Origin of the sequence: Mycobacterium sp. 1245111.1, from assembly GCF_001673405.1 — a bacterium.
Lineage (GTDB): Bacteria > Actinomycetota > Actinomycetes > Mycobacteriales > Mycobacteriaceae > Mycobacterium.
The window spans coordinates 1-23,141 of record NZ_LZLV01000089.1 but is presented as its reverse complement, the minus strand read 5'-3'; the positions used below and the strand labels follow the sequence as shown (position 1 = coordinate 23,141).

Sequence of the window (23,141 nt, the reverse complement as noted above, 5' to 3'; positions counted from 1 at the left end):
GCGGACGGCCTCGTGCAAGATGCGGACGAACGTGCCCCAATGGATCTCGATTTCGCCGCTGACCACTTCGGCGGGCAGACGGGCGACTTCCTTGCCCCGCCCGTCGACCAGTGCGAGCTCGCCCATGCTGGTGGCACCGGCTCGCACCTTCTCCAGCAGGCCCATCTTTTCGAGCACCGTCAACGCGGGGCCGCGAAAGTCGACCGCTTGCCCGCCGGTGCGCAGTTCGCCGGCCTGCTCGATGATCGTCACGTCATGGCCCTGCCGGGTGAGCCAATAGGCCAGGCTCGGTCCTGCGATGCCGCCACCACTGATCAGAATGTCGAGAGGCATTGGCGCGTAAGACTACCCGGCTTTGTTGATCGTGTTGCCGGTGCCGAGGTTCTCGACCTTCGGCTCGCCGTCCTTATAGGTGATCGCGTTGTGCGAGCCGACCACGTTGATGTTCGTGTCGATCTTGTCGACGGTGATCTTGTTGTCACCGCCGCCGATGCTCACCGTGCCGCAGGTGCCCCTGACCGTCAGTGTGTTGTTGAACCCGCCGACGTTCAGTGACTTGCCGTCGCCGCAGTCGAGAGTGGTTGTGGTGCCGGTCGATACGTAGTTGATCGTGTTGCCGATGTCGAACTGCGCACCCGTGCTGCTGGTCGACGGCGTCGGCGACGACGTGCCGCTCGAGGGAACCGTGCCGTTGTTGTGCTGTCCACAACCGGCCATCCCGAACACGGCTGCCGTGCAGAGAAGCACGGCCAGGCTGCGAGAGTTGTTGGCATGCAAGCGGTTAACTCCCCACGTGGCTGACGCGGTTAGTCATGCCCAGTTCGCGTCCGCGGTCCCAGACGACCGGATCGCCGTTCTTGAAGAAGACCGACTCGTTGGAGCCGTACACGGTGATGTCGTGAATGACGTTGTCCGCCACCACCGTGTGGCCCGAGCCCATCACCGATATCGCCCAGCAGGTCCCCAGCGCGTTGACGACGTTCCTGGTGCCGTCGACCAGCAGGGTCGCGCCGTTGCAGTCGACCGTCTGCTCGACGCCCTCACCGGTGACGTGGGTGTCGCCGTTCTTGGCAAGTCCGGTCGGCGCGGACGTGAACGCGATCGCGATGGCGCCGGCCGCCACGGCTCGGCAGGGGATCGACCAATTCATCGCGGGTTCCTCTCGCCACAGGGCGCGATCTGCTGAAACAGAGCCTACGTGCTCGCGTTACCGGCAGACTAGAGTTCTTCGTTCCGGGCCCCCACAACTAGAGCCCGTCATTCACGCAACCGAAGGGCGACCGCCATGCCAGCTGAGCCGGAGTCATCGGCCGGCCGCTCAGGTGGCGCCAAATCCGGAGCCCGCGGGACCAGGCTCAGCCGCGACATCATCGTCAACGCCGCGCTCACCTTCTTAGACCGCGAAGGCTGGGACGCCCTGACGATCAACGCGCTGGCCACCCAGCTCGGCACCAAGGGCCCGTCGCTGTACAACCACGTCGACAGCCTGGAAGACCTGCGGCGCACGGTGCGGATCCGGGTCATCGACGACATCATCGGCATGCTCAACCGGGTCGGCGAGGGCCGCGCCCGCGACGACGCCGTGCTGGTCATGGCCAGCGCCTACCGCAGCTACGCCCATCACCACCCCGGCCGCTACTCGGCCTTCACCAGGATGCCGCTGGGTGGCGGCGACGATCCCGAGTACACCGCGGCGACGCGCGCTGCCGCTGCGCCGGTGATCGCGGTGCTGTCGTCCTATGGTCTCGACCTTGAGCAGGCGTTCTACGCTTCGCTGGAATTCTGGTCGGCCATGCACGGGTTCGTGCTGCTGGAGATGACCGGGGTGATGGACGATATCGACACCGACTCGGTGTTCTCGGACATGGTTCTGCGACTGGCCGCGGGCATGGAGTTGCGCAGCGGGTCCGGCGCCCGCGACGCCCCGTAGACCTGGCTTGGTAAGTTGGTCGATCGGACGTCGACGTCGTCGCTTTGACCTGCCTTGCTAGCGGCGGGTATTGTGGTGGCTCGTGCCTGGCGGTTTTAGGGCGCTTCACCTAAGACGCGCACGCCGGGCCAATTCGCATGCCAACTACGCAACGGATTGATTCCGCTGCGGGCGCGTGCGACACACCCGGCCGCGGGGGACCGCGACAGGGTAAAACTGCACTACAGAGACTTAGAACATCAGAATCAAACAGAAACACAAGAACGAAGTAGGAAGCCGGTAGATGCCAACCATTCAGCAGCTGGTCCGTAAGGGTCGCCGAGACAAGGTCGCCAAGGTCAAGACCGCGGCCCTCAAGGGCAGCCCGCAGCGCCGCGGCGTGTGCACCCGCGTGTACACCACGACCCCGAAGAAGCCGAACTCGGCGCTTCGCAAGGTCGCGCGTGTGAAGCTGACCAGCCAGGTTGAGGTCACCGCCTACATCCCCGGCGAAGGTCACAACCTGCAGGAGCACTCGATGGTGCTGGTGCGTGGCGGTCGTGTGAAGGACCTGCCGGGTGTGCGTTACAAGATCATCCGCGGATCGCTGGACACCCAGGGTGTCAAGAACCGCAAGCAGGCTCGCAGCCGTTACGGCGCCAAGAAGGAGAAGAGCTAATGCCGCGCAAGGGGCCCGCGCCTAAGCGTCCGCTCGTCAACGACCCGGTCTACGGGTCGCAGCTGGTCACCCAGCTGGTCAACAAAGTCCTGCTGGACGGGAAGAAATCCGTCGCCGAACGCATTGTTTACGGTGCGCTCGAACAGGCCCGTGACAAGACCGGCACCGACCCAGTGATCACGCTCAAGCGCGCAATGGACAACGTCAAACCGGCCCTTGAGGTGCGCAGCCGCCGTGTCGGTGGTGCCACCTACCAGGTCCCGGTCGAGGTACGTCCTGAGCGCTCGGTGACGCTGGCGTTGCGCTGGCTGGTCAGCTTCTCCAAGCAGCGCCGCGAAAAGACCATGGTCGAGCGCCTGGCCAACGAGATCCTGGATGCCAGCAACGGCCTGGGTGCCGCCGTCAAGCGACGCGAGGACACCCACAAGATGGCCGAGGCAAACCGCGCCTTCGCGCACTACCGCTGGTGATCCACCCGGCAGAGCAGCCGGGATCAAGACAGCGAATTAACCGAGTAATCGAAAGAGTGGGAAGACTTCTGTGGCACAGAAGGACGTGTTGACCGACCTGACCAAGGTCCGCAACATCGGAATCATGGCGCACATCGACGCCGGCAAGACGACGACGACCGAGCGCATCCTCTACTACACCGGTATCAGCTACAAGATCGGTGAGGTGCACGACGGCGCCGCCACCATGGACTGGATGGAGCAGGAGCAGGAGCGCGGGATCACCATCACCTCCGCGGCGACCACCTGCTTCTGGAACGACAACCAGATCAACATCATCGACACCCCCGGGCACGTCGACTTCACCGTCGAGGTGGAGCGCAGCCTGCGCGTGTTGGACGGCGCCGTGGCCGTGTTCGACGGCAAGGAAGGTGTCGAGCCGCAGTCCGAGCAGGTCTGGCGGCAGGCCGACAAGTACGACGTCCCGCGCATCTGCTTCGTCAACAAGATGGACAAGATCGGCGCCGACTTCTACTTCTCGGTGAAGACCATGGAAGACCGGCTCGGCGCCAACGTCATCCCGATCCAGCTGCCCGTCGGCTCGGAGGGTGACTTCGAGGGCGTCGTCGACCTGGTCGAGATGAAGGCCAAGGTCTGGCGCGGCGAGACCAAGCTCGGCGAGACTTACGAGACGATCGACATCCCGGCCGAACTGCAGGACAAGGCCGACGAGTACCGCACCAAGCTGCTCGAAGCCGTCGCGGAGACCGACGAGTCGCTGCTGGAGAAATACATCGGCGGCGAGGAGCTGTCGGTGGCCGAGATCAAGGGCGCCCTGCGCAAGCTGACCATCAGCTCCGAGGCCTACCTGGTGCTGTGCGGCAGCGCGTTCAAGAACAAGGGTGTGCAGCCGATGCTGGACGCCGTGATCGACTACCTGCCCTCGCCGCTGGACGTGCCGCCCGCCGAAGGCCACGTGCCCGGCAAGGAAGACGAGCTGATCACCCGCAACCCGTCGACCGACGAGCCGTTCTCGGCGCTAGCATTCAAGGTTGCGACCCACCCGTTCTTCGGCAAGCTGACCTACGTCCGGGTGTACTCCGGCAAGGTCGACTCCGGCAGCCAGGTCATCAACGCCACCAAGGGCAAGAAGGAGCGGCTGGGCAAGCTGTTCCAGATGCACTCCAACAAGGAGAACCCGGTGGAGACGGCGTCGGCCGGGCACATCTACGCGGTGATCGGTCTGAAGGACACCACCACCGGTGACACCCTGAGCGACCCCAACGACCAGATCGTGCTGGAGTCGATGACGTTCCCCGACCCGGTCATCGAGGTCGCGATCGAGCCCAAGACCAAGAGCGACCAGGAGAAGCTGAGCCTCTCCATCCAGAAGCTCGCCGAAGAGGACCCGACGTTCAAGGTGCACCTGGATCAGGAGACCGGCCAGACCGTCATCGGCGGGATGGGCGAGCTGCACCTGGACATCCTGGTGGACCGCATGCGCCGCGAATTCAAGGTCGAGGCCAACGTCGGTAAGCCGCAGGTGGCCTACAAGGAGACCATCAAGCGGCCCGCGCAGAACGTCGAGTTCACCCACAAGAAGCAGACGGGTGGCTCGGGCCAGTTCGCCAAGGTCATCATCAACCTGGAGCCTTTCGTGGGCGAGGACGGCGCGACCTACGAGTTCGAGAACAAGGTCACCGGTGGCCGCATCCCCCGGGAGTACATCCCGTCGGTGGACGCCGGCGCCCAGGACGCCATGCAGTACGGCGTGCTGGCCGGCTACCCGCTGGTGAACCTCAAGGTGACCCTGCTCGACGGCGCCTACCACGACGTCGACTCGTCGGAGATGGCGTTCAAGATCGCCGGTTCCCAGGTGCTGAAAAAGGCTGCGCAGCAAGCGCAACCGGTCATCCTGGAGCCCATCATGGCTGTCGAGGTCACCACACCCGAGGACTACATGGGTGACGTGATCGGCGACCTTAACTCCCGCCGTGGCCAGATCCAGGCCATGGAGGAACGCAGCGGTGCGCGTGTGGTCAGGGCCCATGTCCCGCTGTCGGAGATGTTCGGCTACGTCGGCGACCTGCGGTCGAAGACTCAAGGCCGGGCGAACTACTCCATGGTCTTCGACTCCTACGCCGAAGTTCCGGCGAACGTGTCGAAGGAGATCATCGCCAAGGCGACCGGCGAGTAGGCCAGTCACCGCGACGGAGTAATCTTGCCCGGTCACGACCGCGGCACAACGGAAATAACAACACTGCTTTAACAAGCACCAACAAGTCCAGGAGGACACAGAAGTGGCGAAGGCGAAGTTCGAGCGGACGAAGCCGCACGTCAACATCGGGACCATCGGTCACGTTGACCACGGCAAGACCACGTTGACCGCGGCTATCACCAAGGTCCTGCATGACAAGTACCCGGCACTCAACGAGTCGCGTGCGTTCGACCAGATCGACAACGCTCCCGAAGAGCGTCAGCGCGGTATCACGATCAACATCTCCCACGTGGAGTACCAGACCGAGAAGCGTCACTACGCACACGTCGACGCCCCAGGTCACGCTGACTACATCAAGAACATGATCACCGGTGCCGCCCAGATGGACGGCGCGATCCTGGTGGTCGCCGCCACCGACGGCCCGATGCCGCAGACTCGCGAGCACGTGCTGCTGGCCCGTCAGGTCGGTGTGCCCTACATCCTGGTCGCGCTGAACAAGGCCGACATGGTCGACGACGAAGAGCTGCTCGAGCTCGTCGAGCTCGAGGTCCGCGAGTTGCTGGCCGCTCAGGAATTCGACGAGGACGCCCCGGTCATCAAGGTGTCGGCGCTCAAGGCCCTCGAAGGCGACGAGAAGTGGGTCAAGTCGGTCGAGGAGCTGATGGACGCCGTCGACGAGTCGATCCCGGACCCGGTCCGCGAGACCGAGCTGCCGTTCCTGATGCCCGTCGAGGACGTGTTCACCATCACCGGTCGTGGCACCGTGGTGACCGGCCGTGTCGAGCGTGGCGTGATCAACGTCAACGAAGAGGTCGAGATCGTCGGCATCAAGCCGGCCAGCACCAAGACCACCGTCACCGGTGTGGAGATGTTCCGCAAGCTGCTCGACCAGGGCCAGGCCGGTGACAACGTCGGTCTGCTGCTGCGTGGTATCAAGCGTGAGGACGTCGAGCGCGGTCAGGTTGTGACCAAGCCCGGCACCACCACCCCGCACACCGACTTCGAGGGTCAGGTCTACATCCTGTCCAAGGACGAAGGTGGCCGGCACACGCCGTTCTTCAACAACTACCGTCCGCAGTTCTACTTCCGCACCACCGACGTGACCGGTGTGGTGACGCTGCCGGAGGGCACCGAGATGGTGATGCCCGGTGACAACACCGAGATCTCCGTCAAGCTGATCCAGCCCGTCGCCATGGACGACGGTCTGCGGTTCGCGATCCGTGAAGGTGGCCGCACCGTCGGCGCCGGCCGGGTCACCAAGATCATCAAGTAGTTCGATCGCCAAAGCGGCGCTCACCCGAAAGGGTGAGCGCCGCTTTGCGTCTGCACGTTATGCTTCACCTCGCCGAGCGATGCGTTGTCCCGCGTCATCGACCCTGCCCAAGATGGGAGCAACCATGCTTGCGCGTTACCTCAAAGCCCAGCTGATCGTCCTCGTCTGCGGCGGCCTGGTGGGGCCGATCTTCCTCATTACCTACTTCGTGTTGCCGGGGCTGATGGGCGATCAGTTCAGTTCCGTCGACTCCTCGATCGGCACGACGATTCAGCAGAGCACCGCGTGGCTGCTCTGGGTCGGGGCGTTGATCACGATCATCGACGTGCTTGTGGCGGTGTGGTTGGCCAACCGTGGCGCCCAGTCGTCAGCCAAGATGGCTGCTCTGCGGCAGACCGGGGTGCTGGCGACGGCGCAGATCCAGGGCATGGGCGAAACCGGTATGCGGATCAACGAACACCCGGTGGTCAACCTGGATCTGCGGATCACGGGACCCGGCGTCGATTTCACCGATCGAAAGCGGGTCACCGTCGACTTCACCAAGCAGGCGATCGTGACCGCGCGCAAACTTGCGGTGCTGGTGGATCCGACCACGCGCGAATACGAAATCGACTGGCAGGCAAGCGCATTGCTCGCCGGCGTGGTGCCCATGCAGATCACCAGCACCGAGGACCACAAGACCTACGACCTGACCGGGCAGGCCGGACCGCTGATGGAGATCCTGCAGATCTACAAGGCGAGCAACCTGCCGATGTCCGGCACCGTCGACATCCGCAACTATCCGGCGGTGCGCCAGCAGATCATGGCGGTGGTCCGCCGCGCCGCCGAAGCGCAGCCGGTGCCCGCCGCGGCCGGTGGCGCGGGAACGCCTGCTGCGCCGTCGACCGGTCAGCGGCTCGAAGAGCTGGAGAAACTGCATGCCAGCGGCGCGATATCGGAGGCCGAGTACGCCGCGGCGCGGCAGAAAATCATCGCCGACCTCTGACCCACCCAGGCGATTAGAACACGTTTCAGTTTCGCTGCTAGCCTGATCGGCAGTCGGCGAAAGGGGCTGTCGTGTCGGGAACACTGCAGGGACGGGTGGCATTCATCACCGGTGCCGCGCGCGGGCAGGGTCGGGCCCATGCGGCGCGGTTGGCCCGCGAAGGCGCCGACATCATCGCGCTGGATATCTGTGCGCCGGTGTCCGAGAGCATCACCTATCCGGCCGCCACCCCCGAGGACTTAGCGGAGACGGTCCGGGCGGTCGAAGCCGAGGGCCGCAAAATCCTGGCCCGCCAGGTCGACATTCGCGACGACGCCGCGGTTCGTCAGTTGGTCGCCGACGGAGTCGAAGGGTTCGGCCGGCTCGACATCCTTGTCGCCAACGCGGGTGTGCTCAGTTGGGGACGGGTGTGGGAACTCACCGACGAGCAGTGGGACAGCGTCATCGGCGTGAACCTGACCGGTACGTTCCGCACCGTGCGCGCGGTGGTGCCCCGTATGATCGAGGCCGGCAACGGCGGCGCCATCGTCGTGGTCAGCTCGTCGGCCGGGCTGAGGGCCACCCCGGGCAACGGGCACTACGCGGCATCCAAGCACGGCCTTACCGGGTTGACCAACACGTTGGCAATCGAGTTGGGGGAGTACGGCATTCGGGTCAACTCCATCCACCCCTACTCGGTGGAGACGCCGATGATCGAGCCCGAGCTGATGATGCAGGTGTTCGCCGAGCATCCGCACTTCATCCACAGCTTCGGACCGATGCCGTTGCAGCCACACGGGTTCATGGGTGCCGCTGAGGTATCCGACGTCGTGGCGTGGCTCGTCGGTGACGGATCCGGGACGCTGACCGGCGCGCAGATTCCGGTCGACAAAGGCGTGTTGAAGTACTAGGCCGCCAGTTCGGCCAGGGTCTCGGCGAATCGCTCGACGGCCCAATCGATTTCCGCCGTCCTGATCACCAGCGGCGGGGCGATACGTATCGTCGATCCGTGCGTGTCCTTGACCAGGACGCCGCGTTCGGCCAGTCGTAGGCTGAGTTCCTTGCCAGTGCCGAGCGCCGGGTCGATGTCGACGCCGGCCCACAGGCCGAGTCCCCGCACGGCGAGCACGCCGTGGCCGATCAGTGCTCGCAGCCGCCAATGCAGTCGCTCGCCCAACCGCGTCGCGCGTTCCTGGAATTCACCGCGAACCAGCATCGACACCACGGTGTTGCCGATCGCGGCGGCAAACGGGTTGCCGCCGAACGTCGATCCGTGTTCGCCGGGGTGCAGCACCCCGAGAATGTCGCGGTCGGCCACCACCGCCGACAGCGGCACCACGCCTCCGCCCAACGCCTTACCGAGCAGGTAGACGTCGGGCGTCACGTCCCAGTGGTCGCAGGCGAACGTTCGCCCGGTGCGGGCCAGCCCGGATTGGATTTCGTCGGCGATCATGAGAACGTCTCGGGCTGAGCAGATTTCGCGGACCGCGGGCAGGTAGTGATCGGGCGGCACGATGACGCCGGCCTCCCCTTGGATGGGCTCGAGCAAGACGGCGACCGTGTGCTCGTCGATCGCGCCGGCCAGCGCGTCGGCGTCGCCGAACGGCACCGAACGAAACCCCGGGGTGAACGGCCCGAAGCCGGCGCGGGCGGTCTGGTCCGAGGAGAAGCTGACGATGCTGATGGTCCGGCCGTGAAAGTTGTTGTCGGCGACCACGATATTGGCTTCGTCGAAGGGCACGCCTTTGACGTCGGTGCCCCACTTGCGCGCCACCTTGAGAGCGCTCTCCACTGCCTCGGCACCGCTGTTCATCGGCAGCACCATGTCCTTGCCGCACAACGTCGCCAGCGCCGCGCAGAACCGGCCCAGGGGTTCGGCGTGAAAGGCACGGCTGACCAGTGTGACGGTGTCGAGTTGGGCGTGGGCGGTGGCGGTGATCTCCGGGTTGCGATGCCCGAAGTTCACCGCCGAGTACGCGGCCAGGCAGTCCAGGTAGCGACGTCCCTCGACGTCGGTGATCCAACATCCCTCGGCGCCGGCGGCGACCACCGGTAGCGGGGAATAGTTGTGCGCGCATGAATGCTCGTCGATGGCGATCGCGGACGCGGTCCGCTGACCCCGGCCGATGAACCCATCGATAACTGTCACGAATACACCTCAAGCGTGCAGCATTTGACGGATCCACCGCCCTTGAACAACTCCGGAAGCTCGACACCGATCGGTTCGAAACCCGCGTCGGCCAGTTGTCGGGCGAACCCGACGGCGGCTGCGGGATGGATCACGTGCCGGCCGTCCGAGACGGCGTTCAGGCCGAACGCGTAGGCGTCGGTGGTGTCGACCACGATCGCGTCGGGGAACAGGGTCTCCAAATGTGCCCGCGAGACGTAGCTGAACGCCGGCGGATAGTAGGCGATGGTCGTGTCGTCGAGCACGGTCAGCGCGGTGTCGAGATGGTAGAACCGCGGATCGACCAGCTCGAGGCTGATGACGCGGCGACCGAAGATCCCCGCGATCTCGCCGTGGGCGCGCAAATCGGTGCGAAAACCGTAGCCGGCCAGGATGTCGTCGCCCACCGGCAGCAGGTCGCCCTGCCCCTCGCTGACGTGGCGAGTTTGTCGGACGTGGAAGCCCCGTGACGACAACCACGCGGCGTAGGCCGCTGACTCCTGTTTGCGCTCAGCGTATTTGAAGCGCGCGATGGCGGCCGTGCCGTCGATGATCAACGCGCCGTTGGCGGCGTACACCATGTCCGGCAGGCCGCCCACCGGATCGACCAGATCGACGGTGTGTCCCAGTCGCCGATACACGTCGTGCAGGTGCTGCCATTGAGCCAACGCGGCGCACGGGTCGACGGGAGTCGTGGTGTCCATCCACGGATTGATCGAGTAGTCGACCGCGAAGAACCGCGGCGGGGTCATCACGTAGTGCCGAACGGTGGCCGTGCGCTCGGTGATCTGACGGCACGTTTCGGTCCCGGAATCCGCGAAGGTCGTCATAAATCAACGGTAGGGGAGCCCGGCGCGCAACGCATTGATGCCCGTTGCGTATGTACGCCTCTTTTATTGCGCGAAATGCGATAATGCGATCATCTGTTGTGTTTGGAGGCGTAGTGGACCGTTTGGATGAGATCGATGAGCAGATCCTGGCCGAACTCGCACAGCACGCCCGCGCGACCTTTGCCGAAATCGGTGAGCGGGTGCGACTGTCGGCACCTGCGGTCAAGCGGCGCGTCGACCGGATGCTCGACGGCGGGGTGATCCGCGGCTTCACCACCGTCATCGACCGCAACGCGGTGGGATGGAAGACCGAGGCTTACGTCCAAATCTTCTGCCACGGCCGGATTTCGCCGACCGAATTGCGTCGAGCGTGGGTGGACATCCCCGAAGTCGTCAGTGCCGCAACGGTCACCGGGCCGTCCGACGCGATACTGCGCGTGCTGGCGCGCGACATGCCGCATTTGGAAGACGCGCTCGAGCGGATTCGCACCAGCGCCGACATCGAACGCAGCGAGAGCATCGTCGTGTTGTCCAATCTGATCGACCGGTCGCGCGCGCAGGGGTGAGCGACCGTCGGGCGCAGCGATCGTGTAATAACTCTCCAATGACCACTAGCCCTGGCGACAACGGAATTCTGATCGTCGGCGGAGGACTCGCCGCGACCCGGACCGCCGAGCAACTGCGCCGGGCCGAGTTCACCGGTCCGATCACCATCGTCAGCGACGAGGTCCACCTGCCCTACGACCGCCCCCCGCTGTCCAAAGAGGTGCTGCGCAGCGAAGTCGACGACGTGACACTCAAGCCGCGCGAGTTCTACGACGAGAAGAACATCACGTTGCGACTGGGCTCGGCGGCCACCGGGATCGACACCGAGGCGCAGACCGTGACGCTCGACGACGGATCAACGCTCGGTTACGACGAACTCGTGATCGCGACAGGCTTGGTGCCGCGGCGCATTCCGGCGTTTCCGGACCTCGAGGGCATCCGGGTGCTGCGTTCCTTCGACGAAAGTCTGGCCCTTCGCCGACACGCGTCGGAGGCGCGGCGCGCCGTGGTGGTCGGCGCCGGATTCATCGGCTGCGAGGTGGCGGCCAGTCTGCGTGGACTCGGAGTCGACGTCGTGCTGGTCGAGCCGCAGCCCGCGCCGCTGGCCGGGGTGCTCGGTGAACAGATCGGTGGCTTGGTGGCGCGGCTGCACCGCGACGAAGGTGTCGACGTGCGCACCGAGGTCGGGGTGGCCGAGGTGCGTGGCGACAAGCACGTCGAGACCGTGCGGTTGACCGACGGCACCGAAGTGGACGCCGATCTGGTTGTGGTGGGCATCGGGTCGCGGCCGGCGACCGATTGGCTCGACGGCAGCGGTATCGAGGTCGACAACGGTGTCATCTGCGACGCCGCCGGCCGGACCAGCGCGCCGAACGTGTGGGCACTCGGCGACGTCGCGTCGTGGCAGGACCCGAAGGGACACCAAGTGCGCGTTGAACATTGGAGCAACGTCGCCGAGCAAGCCCGCGCCGTGGTGCCCGCGATGCTTGGCCAGGATGCGCCGTCAAGCGTTGTCGTGCCGTATTTCTGGAGCGATCAGTACGACGTCAAGATCCAATGCCTGGGCGAACCCGCCGCCAGCGACACCGTGCACCTCGTCGAGGACGACGGGCGCAAGTTCCTCGCATACTACGAGCGCGACGGAGCGGTGGCCGGCGTCGTGGGCGGTGGGATGCCCGGCAAGGTGATGAAGGCGCGCGGCAAAATCGCTGCCGCCGTGCCGATCTCGGAGGTTCTGAGCCGGTAGCGGTTACTCCCAGACGACGGGTGGGCCGTGCGGTGAACATGCGGCCAGCACCCGGTCGTCGCCGCCGGGCCAGCAGCGGGCCCGCACCACGAACTCGATGTCGGCGTCAGGCTTTCGCCGATGTGGTTCCAGCGTCAGATGGGCGAACGGCGACTCGGGTCGCGCGCAAGCTCCGATCTGCTCGATGGTGGCCTCGATCGTCGACTGCTCGGGCAGCGAAAGGTATTGCCACATAATCGAATGCCACAGCACGGTGAGCGCGCCGTCGGCGAGACCCAGCTCGGCCACCGCTTCGGTGGCGTTGCGGCGGTGCAACGTCGCCGGTACCTGGCGGGCGACGCTGATCGCGCCACGCAACCGGTCCAGCCGGGATTGCTGGTCGGGCCAGACATAACTCAGCAGCGTCAACTCGCCCTCGGCACTGGTGGCGTCCAGCGGCGCGATGTCGTAGCCGTGCCGCTCGACGATGTCCAGATCGGCACAGGGGGGTAGTTCGCCGCGCCATGCGTCGTCGATGATCACCGGCGAACCGGCCGGACCCCAGTCGCCACCCGAAGAGCTGTAGCGGTAGTGGTCGGCGCGCAGATTCAGCCCGGCGCTGCAACCGATCTCGAAAAGCCTTACCGGCACTCCGAATCGACCGGCGAGCGTCAGCAGACCACCGACCAGCGCGGCCGAGCGGCCAACCTCGTTGGTCTGCGGTGGCTGATCGAGGGTGGCACGCAGGTACTCGGCGTGCTCGGCGGCGGTCTGCTCGATGTCCGGCCACGCGGCCGTGGCGTTCCAGTCTCCGCCGACGCTGGGATACCAGCCGCGCAGCGCGGGCGCGCGTCCATCGAGAGCCAGCAGGTGCAATCCGCCCAGGAGTCGCAAGGGCAAAGCCAAGCGGCCAGAATCGTTTTCGTGGCCGGAGAAGATTCGGGCGAAGATGCCGTCGGCTTCGACGTTGGCACCGATCAGCGGTAGCAGGTCGCCGTACATCGCCGATCCCATTGCGGCGCAGACCTGGCCCTGCATCTCGATGGTCTGCAGCAGTCGGCTCATGGGTCTAGATCCTTCAGCCCGGCGCGCACGACGTCAAAGGCATCGCCCAAAGCTTGCGGTAACGAGACCGATTCGTCATCGAGCCAGTGCTCGTAGGCGCTCAACGCGACGGCGAGCATCATCCACGCGACGGTCTGCGGTCGCAGGTCGGTGGGTTTGGCGCCAATCCGGCGCGCCACGAAACCCGCGATCACCTCACGCCATCCCGCATACATCGTCATCGAATACGCTTGTAGCTCAGCCGTTTGCAGGATCACCCGCATCCGCTGTCGATGGCGTGCCGTCTCGCACTCGTCGAATGTGTTGAACGAGAGCAGGGCGGCCCGCAGCGCATCGCCGAGCGGCATGTCGGGGTCGACGTCGTCCAGCAGCTCGCTCAGGTGTTGCAGATGAGCATCGAAGTCCCCCCAGGGAATTGCGTTCTTCGACGCGTAGTAGCGGAACACGCTGCGACGGGCGATGCCCGCCGCTTGCGCAATGTCGTCGACGCTCACCTCGGCGAATCCGCGGTTGACGAACAGGTCGATCGCGACGCCGGAGATGTGCTCAGGTGTGGTGGACCGGCGGCGGCCGACCCGTGGCTGCTGCTGTGCCATCGACCCGCCCTTCCATTCCGGCACTCGATGCCATATTCTGTCTGAGATTCTGACCACATCGACGCGACTTGTCGAGCCCCATCCGAACGAAAGGCAACGTCATGGAGCCGAATCAGCAGACCAACACCGAGACCGAGCTCGTCACCGAGACGCTGGTCGAAGAGGTGTCCATCGACGGGATGTGCGGGGTCTACTGACCGTGAGCGCCCCGGCGAAGGGGCGAATCGAGTTCGATCTTGATCACGCCTGGCGCTTGCATCCGCAAGTGGCGGTGCGCCCCGAGTCCTTCGGTGCGTTGTTGTATCACTTCGGAACTCGCAAACTGTCGTTCCTGAAAAACCGCACCATCCTGGCGGTGGTGCAATCGTTGGCCGATCATCCCGACGTCCGCGCCGCGCTGCGCGCGGCCGGCGTCGAGGACTCGCAGCAAGACCCCTACGTGCACGCGCTCGGCGTGCTGGCCGGTTCCCACATGCTGGTACCGGCGGAGGAGCAACCCGCGTGACACGCGCCGGCGACGATGCAGCGCGAAGCAATGAGGAGGAGCGGCGCAAATGACATCGACGGTGCCACGGCTCATCGAGCAGTTCGAACACGGCTTGGACGCGCCCATCTGCTTGACCTGGGAGCTGACCTACGCCTGCAACCTGGCGTGCGTGCACTGCCTGTCGTCGTCGGGCAAGCGCGACCCGCGCGAACTGTCCACCCAGCAATGCAAAGACATCATCGACGAGCTGGAACGCATGCAAGTGTTCTACGTCAACATCGGGGGCGGGGAACCGACTGTGCGGCCTGACTTTTGGGAGCTGGTCGACTATGCGACCGCTCATCACGTCGGGGTGAAGTTCTCTACCAACGGCGTGCGGATCACTCCCGAGGTCGCGGCCCGGCTGGCGGCCAGCGACTACGTCGACGTGCAGATCTCGCTGGACGGCGCCACCGCAGAGATCAACGACGCCGTCCGAGGCCCCGGGTCCTTCGCGATGGCGATTCGCGCACTGGAGAACCTTGCCGCCGCCGGCTTCCAGGACGCCAAGATCTCGGTGGTGGTGACTCGCCACAACGTCGCTCAGCTCGACGAATTCGCCTCGCTGGCAAGCCGATACGGCGCCACCTTGCGCATCACCCGGCTGCGTCCGTCCGGTCGCGGCGCCGACGTCTGGGACGACCTGCATCCGACCGCCGACCAACAGGTCCAGCTGTACGACTGGCTGGTGGCCAAGGGGGAGCGGGTCCTGACCGGCGACTCCTTCTTCCACCTGTCCGGCCTCGGTGAGCCGGGCGCGTTGGCCGGGTTGAACATGTGCGGTGCCGGCCGGGTGGTCTGTCTGATCGACCCTATTGGCGATGTCTATGCCTGCCCGTTCGCGATCCACGACCGCTTCCTGGCCGGAAACGTGGTGTCCGACGGCGGTTTTGACAAAGTGTGGAAAGACGCTCCGTTGTTCAGGGAACTGCGCGAGCCGCAATCCGCGGGAGCGTGCGGCAGCTGTGGGCACTACGACAGCTGCCGGGGCGGCTGCATGGCGGCCAAGTTCTTCACCGGCCTTCCACTCGACGGTCCCGACCCGGAATGCGTCCAGGGCTACGGCGTGCCGGCGTTGGCGCTGGAGCGTGACAAGCCGCGTCCGGCCGGCGACCACTCGCACCGCGGTCGGCGCAAAAGCGGGCCCGTGCCGCTGACGCTGACGATGCCGCCGCAAAAGCTGTGCAACGAGAGCCCGGTCTAGCCGTGGCTCGTGACGTCTGGTTCGAGACGGTCGCCATCGCGCAGCAACGCGCGAAGAAGCGGCTGCCCAAGTCGTCGTACTCGGCGCTGGTGGCCGCCAGCGAAAAGGGGCTGACGGTCTCCGACAACGTCGAGGCGTTCGGTGAACTCGGTTTCGCGCCGCACGTGGTCGGCGCGCTCGAGAAGCGTGACCTGGCGACAACCGTTATGGGACAAGAGATTTCCCTGCCCGTGATCATTTCGCCGACCGGTGTGCAGGCCGTCGACCCGGACGGTGAGGTGGCCGTCGCACGAGCGGCCGCGGCGCGTGGGACGGCGATGGGATTGTCCTCGTTCGCCAGCAAGCCGATCGAGGACGTGATCGCCGCCAACCCCAAGCTGTTCTTTCAGGTCTACTGGTCGGGCGGACGCGACCTGATCGCGGCGCGCGTCGAGCGGGCCCGGGAGGCCGGCGCGGTCGGGTTGATCGTCACCACCGACTGGTCGTTCTCGCACGGCCGCGACTGGGGCAGCCCGAAGATCCCCGAGCAGATGAATCTGCGGACCATGCTGCGGATGTCACCGGAGGTGATCACCCGTCCGGGCTGGTTGTGGCGATTCGGCAAGACGCTGCGCCCGCCCGACCTGCGGGTGCCGAACCTGGCAAGCCGTGGCGAGCCCGGGCCGCCGTTCTTCGCCGCCTACGGGGAGTGGATGTCGACGCCACCACCGACGTGGTCGGATATCGCGTGGCTACGCGAATTGTGGGGTGGCCCGTTCATGCTGAAGGGTGTGATGCGGCTGGACGACGCGAAAAGGGCTGTGGATGCCGGTGTTTCGGCGATCTCGGTGTCAAACCACGGCGGCAACAATCTGGACGGAACACCGGCGTCAATTCGCGCGCTGCCCGCGGTCGCTGAGGCGGTCGGTGACCAGGTCGAGGTTTTGCTGGACGGTGGTATCCGGCGGGGCAGTGACGTCGTCAAGGCGCTCGCCCTCGGCGCCCGCGCGGTGATGATCGGACGGGCCTACCTCTGGGGGCTGGCCGCGGCCGGGCAGCCGGGCGTCGAGAACGTGCTCGACATCATGCACAGCGGAATCGACTCGGCCTTGATGGGGCTCGGTCGCGCCTCGGTGCGCGACCTCAATCGGGACGACGTGCTGGTGCCTGACGGCTTCACCCGGACCCTGGGCGCGAACGCCGGCTGACGCGTAGCCGCTGCGGGCACGAGACCAGCGGGTATGTTGATGCTCACGTGGCTGACGTGGCACCGTTGACCGCTTTTGGTGAACGGCCGTCGGGAAAAACTTATTCGATCGCGCCAACAACCAGTGCACGACAGGTGAATTCGTCTTACCATCACCAAGTGGTAGTCCAGCCCGATCTCGGGGGCTCTACGTCGAGCCAACTGCAGAGTATGCCGATAGGGCTGGCTATACCTATCGGCTCGACCGAGCAGCACGGTCCGCACCTGCCATTGGACACCGACACCCGGATCGCGACGGCGGTCGCGACTGCTGTCACCGCACGCCTGACCGAGGACCCGGAGCTGACGTGGTTGGCCGCGCCGGCGATCGCCTACGGCGCCAGTGGCGAGCACCAGAGCTTCCCCGGAACGATCTCGATCGGCACCGACGCCTTGACCACGCTGCTGGTGGAGTACGGCAGGTCGGCGACCTGCTGGGCGCGTCGCCTGCTCTTCGTCAACGGCCACGGCGGCAACATCGCGGCGCTGAACGCGGCGGTGGGCCTGCTCCGGCGCGAAGGCCGCGACGCGGCGTGGTGTCCGTGTGTGGTGATCGGCGCAGATGCCCACGCCGGGCACACCGAAACTTCAGTATTGCTGCATATTTCGCCGTCGGACGTGCGCACCGACCGGTGGCGCGCGGGCAACAGCGCGCCGCTGTCCGAGCTGTTGCCGTCGATGCGAAGCGGCGGAGTCGCCGCGGTCAGCGAGGTCGGCGTGCTGGGCGACCCGACCACAGCGACCGCCGCCGACGGAGAGCGGATGCTGGCCGAGATGGTCGACGACTGCCTGCGCCGGATCCGGGGGTGGACTCCCGCCGCCGACGGGATGCTCACATGACTCCCGCCGGCGCCGTGGGGGCACGCCCCCTCGCCGGTGCGCGCCTGGGGGGACCCCCACCCGCTTGCGGGGGAGAGCGGCACATATGACACAGGCGCGGTTGCCGGACGGGTTTGCTGTGCAGGTCGACCGGCGGGTCAGAGTGCTCGGCCAGGGCTCGGCGTTGCTGGGCGGATCACCGACCCGGATCTTGCGCCTGGCGCCCGCGGCCCAGGACATGCTCGCCGACGGCCGGCTCAAGGTCCGCGACGCCCTGAGCGCCGAGTTGGCCCGGACGCTGCTCGACGCCACCGTGGCGCATCCCCGTCCGGCCGGCGGGCCGTCGCACCGCGACGTGACCGTGGTAATTCCGGTGCGCGACAACGAATGTGGACTGCGCAGGCTGGTTGCCGCGCTGCGTGGCCTACGCATCGTCATCGTGGACGACGGATCGGCGACGCCGATCCGGTACGAGGATTTCGTGGGCGCGCACCCCGACATCGAGGTTCTGCGGCACGCGCAGAGCAGGGGCCCGGCTGCCGCCCGCAACACCGGCCTCGCCGCCTGCAAGACCGGTTACGTCGCGTTCCTCGACTCCGATGTCGTCCCGCGCCGCGGCTGGCTGGAGGCGCTGCTCGGCCACTTCTGTGACCCGACCGTGGCGTTGGTCGCCCCGCGGATCGTCGGGCTCGCGCACACCGATCATCTGGTCGGGCGCTACGAGGCCGTGCGTTCGTCGCTGGACCTCGGTCAGCGGGAAGCCCCGGTGCTCCCCTACACCAGCGTCTCTTACGTACCCAGCGCCGCAATCATTTGTCGCACTGCGGCTTTGCGCGATGTCGACGGCTTCGACGAGACCCTGCGATCGGGCGAAGACGTCGATCTGTGCTGGCGGCTCGTCGAGGTCGGCGCCCGACTTCGGTACGAACCGATCGCCCAAGTGGCGCATGATCATCGGACCGAATTGCGGGATTGGGTTACGCGCAAGGCGTTTTACGGCGGATCGGCGGCCCCGCTGTCGGTTCGCCATCCGGACAAGATTGCGCCGCTGATGATCTCCGGTTGGGCGCTGACGGCCTGGATCCTGATGTCGCTCGGCTCGAGCCTGGGCTTCCTGGCCTCACTTTTCGTAGCTGGGCTCACCGGCCGCCGGGTCGCTAAAAGTATGCAGGGCACCGAGACTCAGACATGGGACGTCGTGACCGTGGCCGCCCGCGGTCTGTGGTCGGCGGCGCTGCAGCTCGCCTCGGCGATTTGTCGGCACTACTGGCCGGTCGCGTTGGTGGCGGCCGTGCTGTTCCGCCCCTGCCGCCGGGTCGTGGTGGTGGCCGCCATCGTCGACGGAGTGGTGGATTGGGCGAATCGCCGCCAAGCCGCCGACGACGACGCCCGGCCTATCGGACTGCTGACATACCTGGTGCTCAAGCGGATCGACGATCTGGCCTACGGACTCGGCCTGTGGTACGGCGTGCTGCGGGAACGCAATGTCGGTCCGCTCAAGCCGCAGATTCGGGTCTGACTCCTGACCGCAGCCGCGCTGCACAGCGACGTCCTGATCATCGGTGCGGGAAGCGCTGGATCCGTTGTTGCGAGCCGACTTTCGCTCGATCCCAGTCGCTCTGTCACGGTACTGGAGGCCGGGTTGGGCCTGACTGACCCAAGGCTGCGCGCCGAGACCGACAACGGGCTGCGGTTGCCGATCGGCGCGGCCAGCCCGTTGGTCCAGCGGTATCAGACTCGGCTGACCGATCGCCCGGCCCGCCAGATGGCGATCATGCGTGGCGCCACGGTCGGCGGATCGGGCGCCGTCAACGGGGGATACTTCTGCCGGGGTCTGCCACGCGACTTCGACGGCTTCGGGATCCCGGGCTGGGCGTGGTCGGACGTCGTCGACCACTTTCGCGCGATCGAGACCGATCTGGATTTCTCCGGGCCGGCGCACGGCGACTCGGGGCCCATCCTTATTCGTCGTACGCACGAAATCGTCGGCAGTACAGCGACTTTCGTCGAGGCGACGCGGCGGTGCGGATTCGGCTGGCTGCCCGATCTCAACGACGCTTCCGGTGCCGACGGGCTGCCGTCCGGGGTGGGCGCGATCCCACTGAACATCGTCGACGGAACGCGCATCGGGCCCGGGGCCGCCTACCTCCTTCCCGCGCTGGAACGGGCGAACCTCTCGCTGTTGACCCAGACACGGGCGCTGCGCCTGCGCATCGCCGACGGTCGCGCCACCGGTGTGGACGCCCTTGGCCCGGGCGGACCGATCACCCTGACGGCCGATCGCATCGTCCTGTCCGCCGGAGCAATCGAATCCGCGCATCTGCTCATGCTTTCGGGCATCGGCGACGAAGCGATGCTGCGCGCCGCCGGGGTGAACCCGCTCATCCCGTTACCGGTTGGCATGGGCTGCCGCGATCACCCGGAGTGGGTGCTGCCGACCACCTGGACCGTGGAACCCGGGCGGCCGGTGCTCGAAGTCGTGCTCAGCACCCCGGAGGACATCGAGATACGGCCGTATACCGGCGGCTTCGTCGCGATGGTCGGCGACGGGACGGCGGGCCATCCGGACTGGCCCCATCTCGGCGTGGCGCTGATGCGGCCGCGGGCCCGCGGCCGCATCACGCTGGTCTCGGCCGACCCGATGGTGCCGCCGGTCATCGAGCACCACTACGACAGCGAGCCGGCCGATATCGCAGCGTTGCAGGCGGGCTGCGATCTGGCGCGTGAAATCGCCGGGCCGACAACCGAAGTCGGCGAACCGGCCTGGTCGACGTCACAACACCTGTGTGGGACCGCTCCAATGGGCGACGCCAGGGATCCGGCGGCGGTGGTCGACCACCAGTGCCGTGTGCACGGTGTCGACGGGCTGTGGGTGGTCGACGGATCGGTGCTGCCGACGATCACCAGTCGCGGGCCGCACGCCACCATCGCGATGCTGGGCCATCGGGCCGCGGAGTTCGTCGGCTGACACGGCGGCGATCCGCGTAGTCGCGTGTGTACGCTGTCTAGGTCGGACTCGAGGAGGTGGTCCACATCGCGGAGAAGACCGATCCGCGCCCGGCACGTTCCCGGGCCCGGTTACTGGAGGCCGCCACCGCACTCCTTCGCGCCGGCGGACCGAGCGCGGTGACCGTGGATGCGGTGACGCGCGGCGCCAACGTCGCCCGCGCCACGCTGTACCGCCACTTCCCGAGCGGAAATGACTTGCTGGCAGCGGCTTTCAACGGGCTGATCCCCCCGGCGCCGATGCCTTCCGACGAGGGCACCCTGCGCGACCGGCTGATCGCGTTGGTGTTGGCGTTCGGGCACTCGATCGCCGAGCGCCCCGGCATGGCGATGGCGATGAGCTGGCTGGCGCTCGGACGAGACCTGGAGCAGTTGCCGGAATCGCCCCAAACCCGTACCGCCGACAGCCCCGCGATCACCACGCTGCGAGAGCGAATCGCCCAGCAGTACGCGGCCCCGTTCGATGCGATCTTCGACAGCCCGGAAGCCGCGGAGTTGGGCGAGATCGACCGCACCCGGGCGATCGCGCTGCTGATCGGCCCGGCGGTGCTGGGCCGGCTGTCCACCCTGCCCGACTTCGACTACCGCGACTGCGCGGAGGCCGCCGTCGACGGCTTTCTGCACGTGCAGCGCGTACAGAACGAAGCGGTCAAGAAAGCTCGTAGCGAATCGGCAGGTGCTTGAGGCCCCCGACGAACGTCGTCGAGATCAGCTCCGGGTTTCCGTTCAGCTCAACGGATTTCAACCTCGGCAGCAGTTCGGTGAAGAAGCTGCTCACCTCCATGCGCGCCAGCGCCGCGCCCAGGCAGAAGTGCACGCCGTAACCGAATGCCAGGTGCTTGTTCGGGTCGCGTCCGACGTCGAAGCGGAACGGGTCCTCGAACACCTCTTCGTCTCGGTTGCCGGAGACATAGGACAGATACACCGACTCGCCTTCGGCGATCGGCACGCCGCGTATCGACGTGTCGGAGGTGGCGGTGCGCATGAACTCCTTGACCGGAGTCACCCAGCGGATCATCTCCTCGGTGGCCAGCGGCATCAGATCGAGGTTGTCGCGCAACCGATTTCGTTGATCCGGGTTTTCGATCAACGCCTGCAAGCCGCCAGCGATCGTCGCGCTGGTGGTGTCGTGACCCGCGGTGGCGATGATGACGTAATAGGACACGGTGTCGATGTCGGACAGTGGTTCGCCGTCGACTCTGGCATTGGCGATCGCCGACGTCAGATCCTCGGTCGGACGCTCGCGGCGCGCCGCAGTCAACGCTGTGAAATAGCCGTAGAAGTCGAGCAGAACCTGCAGCTGCTCGTCGAGGGTGGCGCCGCGCTTGAACTCGTCGTCATCGCCGCCGAACAGCTCCTGGGTCAGCGAGAGCATGCGCGGAAAGTCCGACTCCGGTAGTCCCAGCAGCGACATGATCACGTACAACGGATAGTTCACCGCGACTTCCTGGACAAAGTCGCATTCGCTACCCGCCGCCGCCATTCTGTCGACGTAGATCTTCGCCAGCTCGTCGACCCGGACCTTGAGTGCGCGCATCGCCTTGGGGCGGAACCAATCCGCGCCGATCGCCCGGACCACCCGGTGTTGCGGGTCGTCCATGTGGATCAGCGTGCGCAAGCCCATCCCGGCCTCCAGTTGCTGACGGGCCATGTCATCGGCTGCGGCGGTCGCCAGCACCGGCCGTGGCTCGTTGATGAACAGCTCGTTGGCCCGCTCGATTTCCATGATGTCGGCGTGCTTGGTGATGGCCCAGAAAGGCCGGTAGGGAGGGGAGTCGACCAGCGACACCGGCGCGTGCGCGCGCAGATGGGTCAACGCGGCCTGCAGCCTGGGTTCGTCGGCATACGACGTCGGATCGGTGAAAACTCGGGCGGCCTGGTCAACGATCGGTGTGCTCATCTGCCTTCTTCTCTGCGGGTTTGCTCGCGACTGTTTTTGACACGTGTCACAAACAGTCTGTGCGATCGCGGATTCTTCGATGGCCGCTTTGCCGTAATCCGTAGGCTGTCTTACCGTGCCGATCCGATCGCCTCGTCGCCGACGAGCCTGGGCTGTCTTGCTGATGACAGCCCTGCTGGTGGCCGCGTGCGCACAGGATGCCGTCGTCAAACCGCACAAGGCGGAGCCTGCCTACGCGGGGCCGTTGGACGCCGGTGTGGTGCGCACTGCGATGGGATCGGTGCGCGGTCAGGTCGCCTCGGATTACCGTCTGTTCCAAAACATTCCGTACGCGGCACCGCCGGTGGGGCCGTTGCGCTGGCAGTTACCGCGTCCCGCGGCGCGCTGGTCGGGCATGTTGGACGCCACCAAAGCCGGCCCGCAATGCATGCAGGACACCGGGTTGAAACCCGGCGTGGGCAAGCCGACCAGCGAGAATTGCCTGACGCTCAACGTCTGGACGCCGCCGCGCGCCCAACACGGCGAGAAGCGCCCGGTCAT

The 23,141-nt window shown here is 66.2% G+C and carries 26 protein-coding genes; 18 read left to right on the top strand and 8 right to left on the bottom strand.

Annotated elements, in window-relative coordinates:
- From A5658_RS12475 to A5658_RS12465, 3 genes are all read right to left on the bottom strand, one after another.
- A partial coding sequence (locus A5658_RS12475) for an FAD-dependent oxidoreductase (protein WP_156751417.1) occupies positions 1 to 333 on the bottom strand: 333 nt, incomplete at its 3' end.
- A gap of 12 nt (positions 334 to 345) precedes the next feature.
- A complete protein-coding gene (locus A5658_RS12470) occupies positions 346 to 777 on the bottom strand; it encodes a DUF3060 domain-containing protein (RefSeq protein WP_369830515.1) in 432 nt (143 codons plus the stop codon).
- 4 nt (positions 778 to 781) lie between these two features.
- The gene (locus tag A5658_RS12465; protein ID WP_067334864.1) at positions 782 to 1,150 is read right to left on the bottom strand and encodes a DUF3060 domain-containing protein; all 369 of its coding nucleotides are present in this window, start codon (positions 1,148 to 1,150) and stop codon (positions 782 to 784) included.
- Between the two features lie 135 nt (positions 1,151 to 1,285).
- Here A5658_RS12465 and A5658_RS12460 point away from each other — a divergent pair, with 135 nt between their 5' ends.
- The 7 genes from A5658_RS12460 (at position 1,286) to A5658_RS12430 (ending at position 8,403) form a co-directional block, all read left to right on the top strand.
- Positions 1,286 to 1,930, top strand: a complete 645-nt coding sequence (locus tag A5658_RS12460; RefSeq protein ID WP_067334861.1) for a TetR/AcrR family transcriptional regulator — start codon at positions 1,286 to 1,288, stop codon at positions 1,928 to 1,930.
- A gap of 283 nt (positions 1,931 to 2,213) precedes the next feature.
- Positions 2,214 to 2,588: a 30S ribosomal protein S12 gene (gene rpsL, locus A5658_RS12455; protein WP_007767794.1), complete on the top strand. Its 375-nt coding sequence runs from the start codon at positions 2,214 to 2,216 to the stop codon at positions 2,586 to 2,588.
- Positions 2,588 to 3,058: a 30S ribosomal protein S7 gene (gene rpsG, locus A5658_RS12450; RefSeq protein ID WP_067334858.1), complete on the top strand. Its 471-nt coding sequence runs from the start codon at positions 2,588 to 2,590 to the stop codon at positions 3,056 to 3,058. The genes rpsL and rpsG overlap by 1 nt, the downstream gene beginning before the upstream one ends.
- Before the next feature lie 70 nt (positions 3,059 to 3,128).
- Positions 3,129 to 5,234: an elongation factor G gene (fusA, locus tag A5658_RS12445; RefSeq protein WP_067334854.1), complete on the top strand. Its 2,106-nt coding sequence runs from the start codon at positions 3,129 to 3,131 to the stop codon at positions 5,232 to 5,234.
- A gap of 103 nt (positions 5,235 to 5,337) precedes the next feature.
- Positions 5,338 to 6,528: an elongation factor Tu gene (tuf, locus tag A5658_RS12440; protein WP_067334850.1), complete on the top strand. Its 1,191-nt coding sequence runs from the start codon at positions 5,338 to 5,340 to the stop codon at positions 6,526 to 6,528.
- Between the two features lie 124 nt (positions 6,529 to 6,652).
- Positions 6,653 to 7,513 carry an SHOCT domain-containing protein gene (locus tag A5658_RS12435; protein WP_067334847.1) on the top strand — a complete coding sequence of 287 codons (861 nt, stop codon included), beginning with the start codon at positions 6,653 to 6,655 and terminating at the stop codon, positions 7,511 to 7,513.
- Positions 7,514 to 7,584: 71 nt separating this feature from the next.
- On the top strand, positions 7,585 to 8,403 hold the full coding sequence (locus tag A5658_RS12430; RefSeq protein ID WP_082993116.1) for a mycofactocin-coupled SDR family oxidoreductase: 819 nt from the start codon (positions 7,585 to 7,587) through the stop codon (positions 8,401 to 8,403).
- Here the strand turns inward: A5658_RS12430 and rocD are convergent.
- Complete coding sequence (gene rocD / locus A5658_RS12425; RefSeq protein ID WP_369830516.1) at positions 8,400 to 9,632, bottom strand: ornithine--oxo-acid transaminase; 1,233 nt, start codon at positions 9,630 to 9,632, stop codon at positions 8,400 to 8,402. The genes A5658_RS12430 and rocD overlap by 4 nt on opposite strands.
- Positions 9,633 to 9,637: 5 nt before the next feature.
- Positions 9,638 to 10,489 (bottom strand): dimethylargininase, encoded by an 852-nt coding sequence (gene ddaH / locus A5658_RS12420; RefSeq protein WP_197503106.1) that lies wholly within the window; start codon positions 10,487 to 10,489, stop codon positions 9,638 to 9,640.
- 113 nt (positions 10,490 to 10,602) lie between these two features.
- Between ddaH and A5658_RS12415 the strand changes: the two genes are divergently transcribed.
- Positions 10,603 to 11,055, top strand: a complete 453-nt coding sequence (locus A5658_RS12415) for an Lrp/AsnC family transcriptional regulator (protein ID WP_067334840.1) — start codon at positions 10,603 to 10,605, stop codon at positions 11,053 to 11,055.
- Between the two features lie 38 nt (positions 11,056 to 11,093).
- Positions 11,094 to 12,281 carry an NAD(P)/FAD-dependent oxidoreductase gene (locus A5658_RS12410; protein WP_067334837.1) on the top strand — a complete coding sequence of 396 codons (1,188 nt, stop codon included), beginning with the start codon at positions 11,094 to 11,096 and terminating at the stop codon, positions 12,279 to 12,281.
- Positions 12,282 to 12,284: 3 nt separating this feature from the next.
- On the opposite strand, the gene A5658_RS12405 is transcribed toward A5658_RS12410, so the two are convergent.
- Together A5658_RS12405 and mftR are read right to left on the bottom strand one after the other, a co-directional pair.
- A complete protein-coding gene (locus A5658_RS12405; protein WP_067334834.1) occupies positions 12,285 to 13,325 on the bottom strand; it encodes a DUF2332 domain-containing protein in 1,041 nt (346 codons plus the stop codon).
- A complete protein-coding gene (mftR, locus tag A5658_RS12400; protein WP_067334871.1) occupies positions 13,322 to 13,921 on the bottom strand; it encodes a mycofactocin system transcriptional regulator in 600 nt (199 codons plus the stop codon). The genes A5658_RS12405 and mftR overlap by 4 nt, the downstream gene beginning before the upstream one ends.
- A gap of 101 nt (positions 13,922 to 14,022) precedes the next feature.
- On the opposite strand from mftR, the gene mftA reads away from it, so the two are divergent.
- The 8 genes from mftA (at position 14,023) to A5658_RS12360 (ending at position 21,385) form a co-directional block, all read left to right on the top strand.
- Positions 14,023 to 14,118, top strand: a complete 96-nt coding sequence (gene mftA / locus A5658_RS12395) for a mycofactocin precursor MftA (RefSeq protein ID WP_067334874.1) — start codon at positions 14,023 to 14,025, stop codon at positions 14,116 to 14,118.
- Positions 14,103 to 14,426 carry a mycofactocin biosynthesis chaperone MftB gene (gene mftB / locus A5658_RS12390; RefSeq protein ID WP_067334830.1) on the top strand — a complete coding sequence of 108 codons (324 nt, stop codon included), beginning with the start codon at positions 14,103 to 14,105 and terminating at the stop codon, positions 14,424 to 14,426. The genes mftA and mftB overlap by 16 nt, the downstream gene beginning before the upstream one ends.
- Positions 14,427 to 14,475: 49 nt before the next feature.
- Entirely contained in the window at positions 14,476 to 15,651 is a 1,176-nt protein-coding gene (mftC, locus tag A5658_RS12385) for a mycofactocin radical SAM maturase (protein ID WP_067334827.1), read from the top strand.
- Positions 15,652 to 15,653: 2 nt separating this feature from the next.
- Positions 15,654 to 16,838 (top strand): pre-mycofactocin synthase MftD, encoded by a 1,185-nt coding sequence (mftD, locus tag A5658_RS12380; RefSeq protein ID WP_067334823.1) that lies wholly within the window; start codon positions 15,654 to 15,656, stop codon positions 16,836 to 16,838.
- A 134-nt stretch (positions 16,839 to 16,972) separates the two neighbouring features.
- On the top strand, positions 16,973 to 17,716 hold the full coding sequence (gene mftE, locus A5658_RS12375) for a mycofactocin biosynthesis peptidyl-dipeptidase MftE (RefSeq protein WP_067334820.1): 744 nt from the start codon (positions 16,973 to 16,975) through the stop codon (positions 17,714 to 17,716).
- An 85-nt stretch (positions 17,717 to 17,801) separates the two neighbouring features.
- Positions 17,802 to 19,214 carry a mycofactocin biosynthesis glycosyltransferase MftF gene (mftF, locus tag A5658_RS12370; RefSeq protein ID WP_067334816.1) on the top strand — a complete coding sequence of 471 codons (1,413 nt, stop codon included), beginning with the start codon at positions 17,802 to 17,804 and terminating at the stop codon, positions 19,212 to 19,214.
- A 3-nt stretch (positions 19,215 to 19,217) separates the two neighbouring features.
- Complete coding sequence (gene mftG, locus A5658_RS12365) at positions 19,218 to 20,663, top strand: mycofactocin system GMC family oxidoreductase MftG (protein ID WP_067334813.1); 1,446 nt, start codon at positions 19,218 to 19,220, stop codon at positions 20,661 to 20,663.
- 113 nt (positions 20,664 to 20,776) lie between these two features.
- Positions 20,777 to 21,385, top strand: coding sequence for a TetR/AcrR family transcriptional regulator (locus A5658_RS12360; protein ID WP_067334868.1), 609 nt, complete (start codon positions 20,777 to 20,779; stop codon positions 21,383 to 21,385).
- On the opposite strand, the gene A5658_RS12355 is transcribed toward A5658_RS12360, so the two are convergent.
- The gene (locus A5658_RS12355) at positions 21,351 to 22,601 is read right to left on the bottom strand and encodes a cytochrome P450 (RefSeq protein WP_067334810.1); all 1,251 of its coding nucleotides are present in this window, start codon (positions 22,599 to 22,601) and stop codon (positions 21,351 to 21,353) included. The two genes, A5658_RS12360 and A5658_RS12355, sit on opposite strands and share 35 nt — an antisense overlap.
- Positions 22,602 to 22,764: 163 nt before the next feature.
- On the opposite strand from A5658_RS12355, the gene A5658_RS12350 reads away from it, so the two are divergent.
- Positions 22,765 to 23,141, top strand: a 377-nt coding sequence (locus A5658_RS12350; RefSeq protein ID WP_156751418.1) for a carboxylesterase family protein, incomplete at its 3' end; no start/stop codon positions are given.

What these genes read in the sequence shown, in the direction of transcription:
- A5658_RS12465 (WP_067334864.1), bottom strand. Translation starts at nt 1,150, where the DNA reads ATGAATTGGTCGATCCCCTGCCGAGCCGTGGCGGCCGGCGCCATCGCG.
- A5658_RS12460 (WP_067334861.1), top strand. Translation starts at nt 1,286, where the DNA reads ATGCCAGCTGAGCCGGAGTCATCGGCCGGCCGCTCAGGTGGCGCCAAA.
- rpsL (WP_007767794.1), top strand. Translation starts at nt 2,214, where the DNA reads ATGCCAACCATTCAGCAGCTGGTCCGTAAGGGTCGCCGAGACAAGGTC.
- rpsG (WP_067334858.1), top strand. Translation starts at nt 2,588, where the DNA reads ATGCCGCGCAAGGGGCCCGCGCCTAAGCGTCCGCTCGTCAACGACCCG.
- A5658_RS12435 (WP_067334847.1), top strand. Translation starts at nt 6,653, where the DNA reads ATGCTTGCGCGTTACCTCAAAGCCCAGCTGATCGTCCTCGTCTGCGGC.
- ddaH (WP_197503106.1), bottom strand. Translation starts at nt 10,489, where the DNA reads ATGACGACCTTCGCGGATTCCGGGACCGAAACGTGCCGTCAGATCACC.
- A5658_RS12410 (WP_067334837.1), top strand. Translation starts at nt 11,094, where the DNA reads ATGACCACTAGCCCTGGCGACAACGGAATTCTGATCGTCGGCGGAGGA.
- A5658_RS12405 (WP_067334834.1), bottom strand. Translation starts at nt 13,325, where the DNA reads ATGAGCCGACTGCTGCAGACCATCGAGATGCAGGGCCAGGTCTGCGCC.
- mftR (WP_067334871.1), bottom strand. Translation starts at nt 13,921, where the DNA reads ATGGCACAGCAGCAGCCACGGGTCGGCCGCCGCCGGTCCACCACACCT.
- mftA (WP_067334874.1), top strand. Translation starts at nt 14,023, where the DNA reads ATGGAGCCGAATCAGCAGACCAACACCGAGACCGAGCTCGTCACCGAG.
- mftC (WP_067334827.1), top strand. Translation starts at nt 14,476, where the DNA reads ATGACATCGACGGTGCCACGGCTCATCGAGCAGTTCGAACACGGCTTG.
- mftF (WP_067334816.1), top strand. Translation starts at nt 17,802, where the DNA reads ATGACACAGGCGCGGTTGCCGGACGGGTTTGCTGTGCAGGTCGACCGG.
- A5658_RS12355 (WP_067334810.1), bottom strand. Translation starts at nt 22,601, where the DNA reads ATGAGCACACCGATCGTTGACCAGGCCGCCCGAGTTTTCACCGATCCG.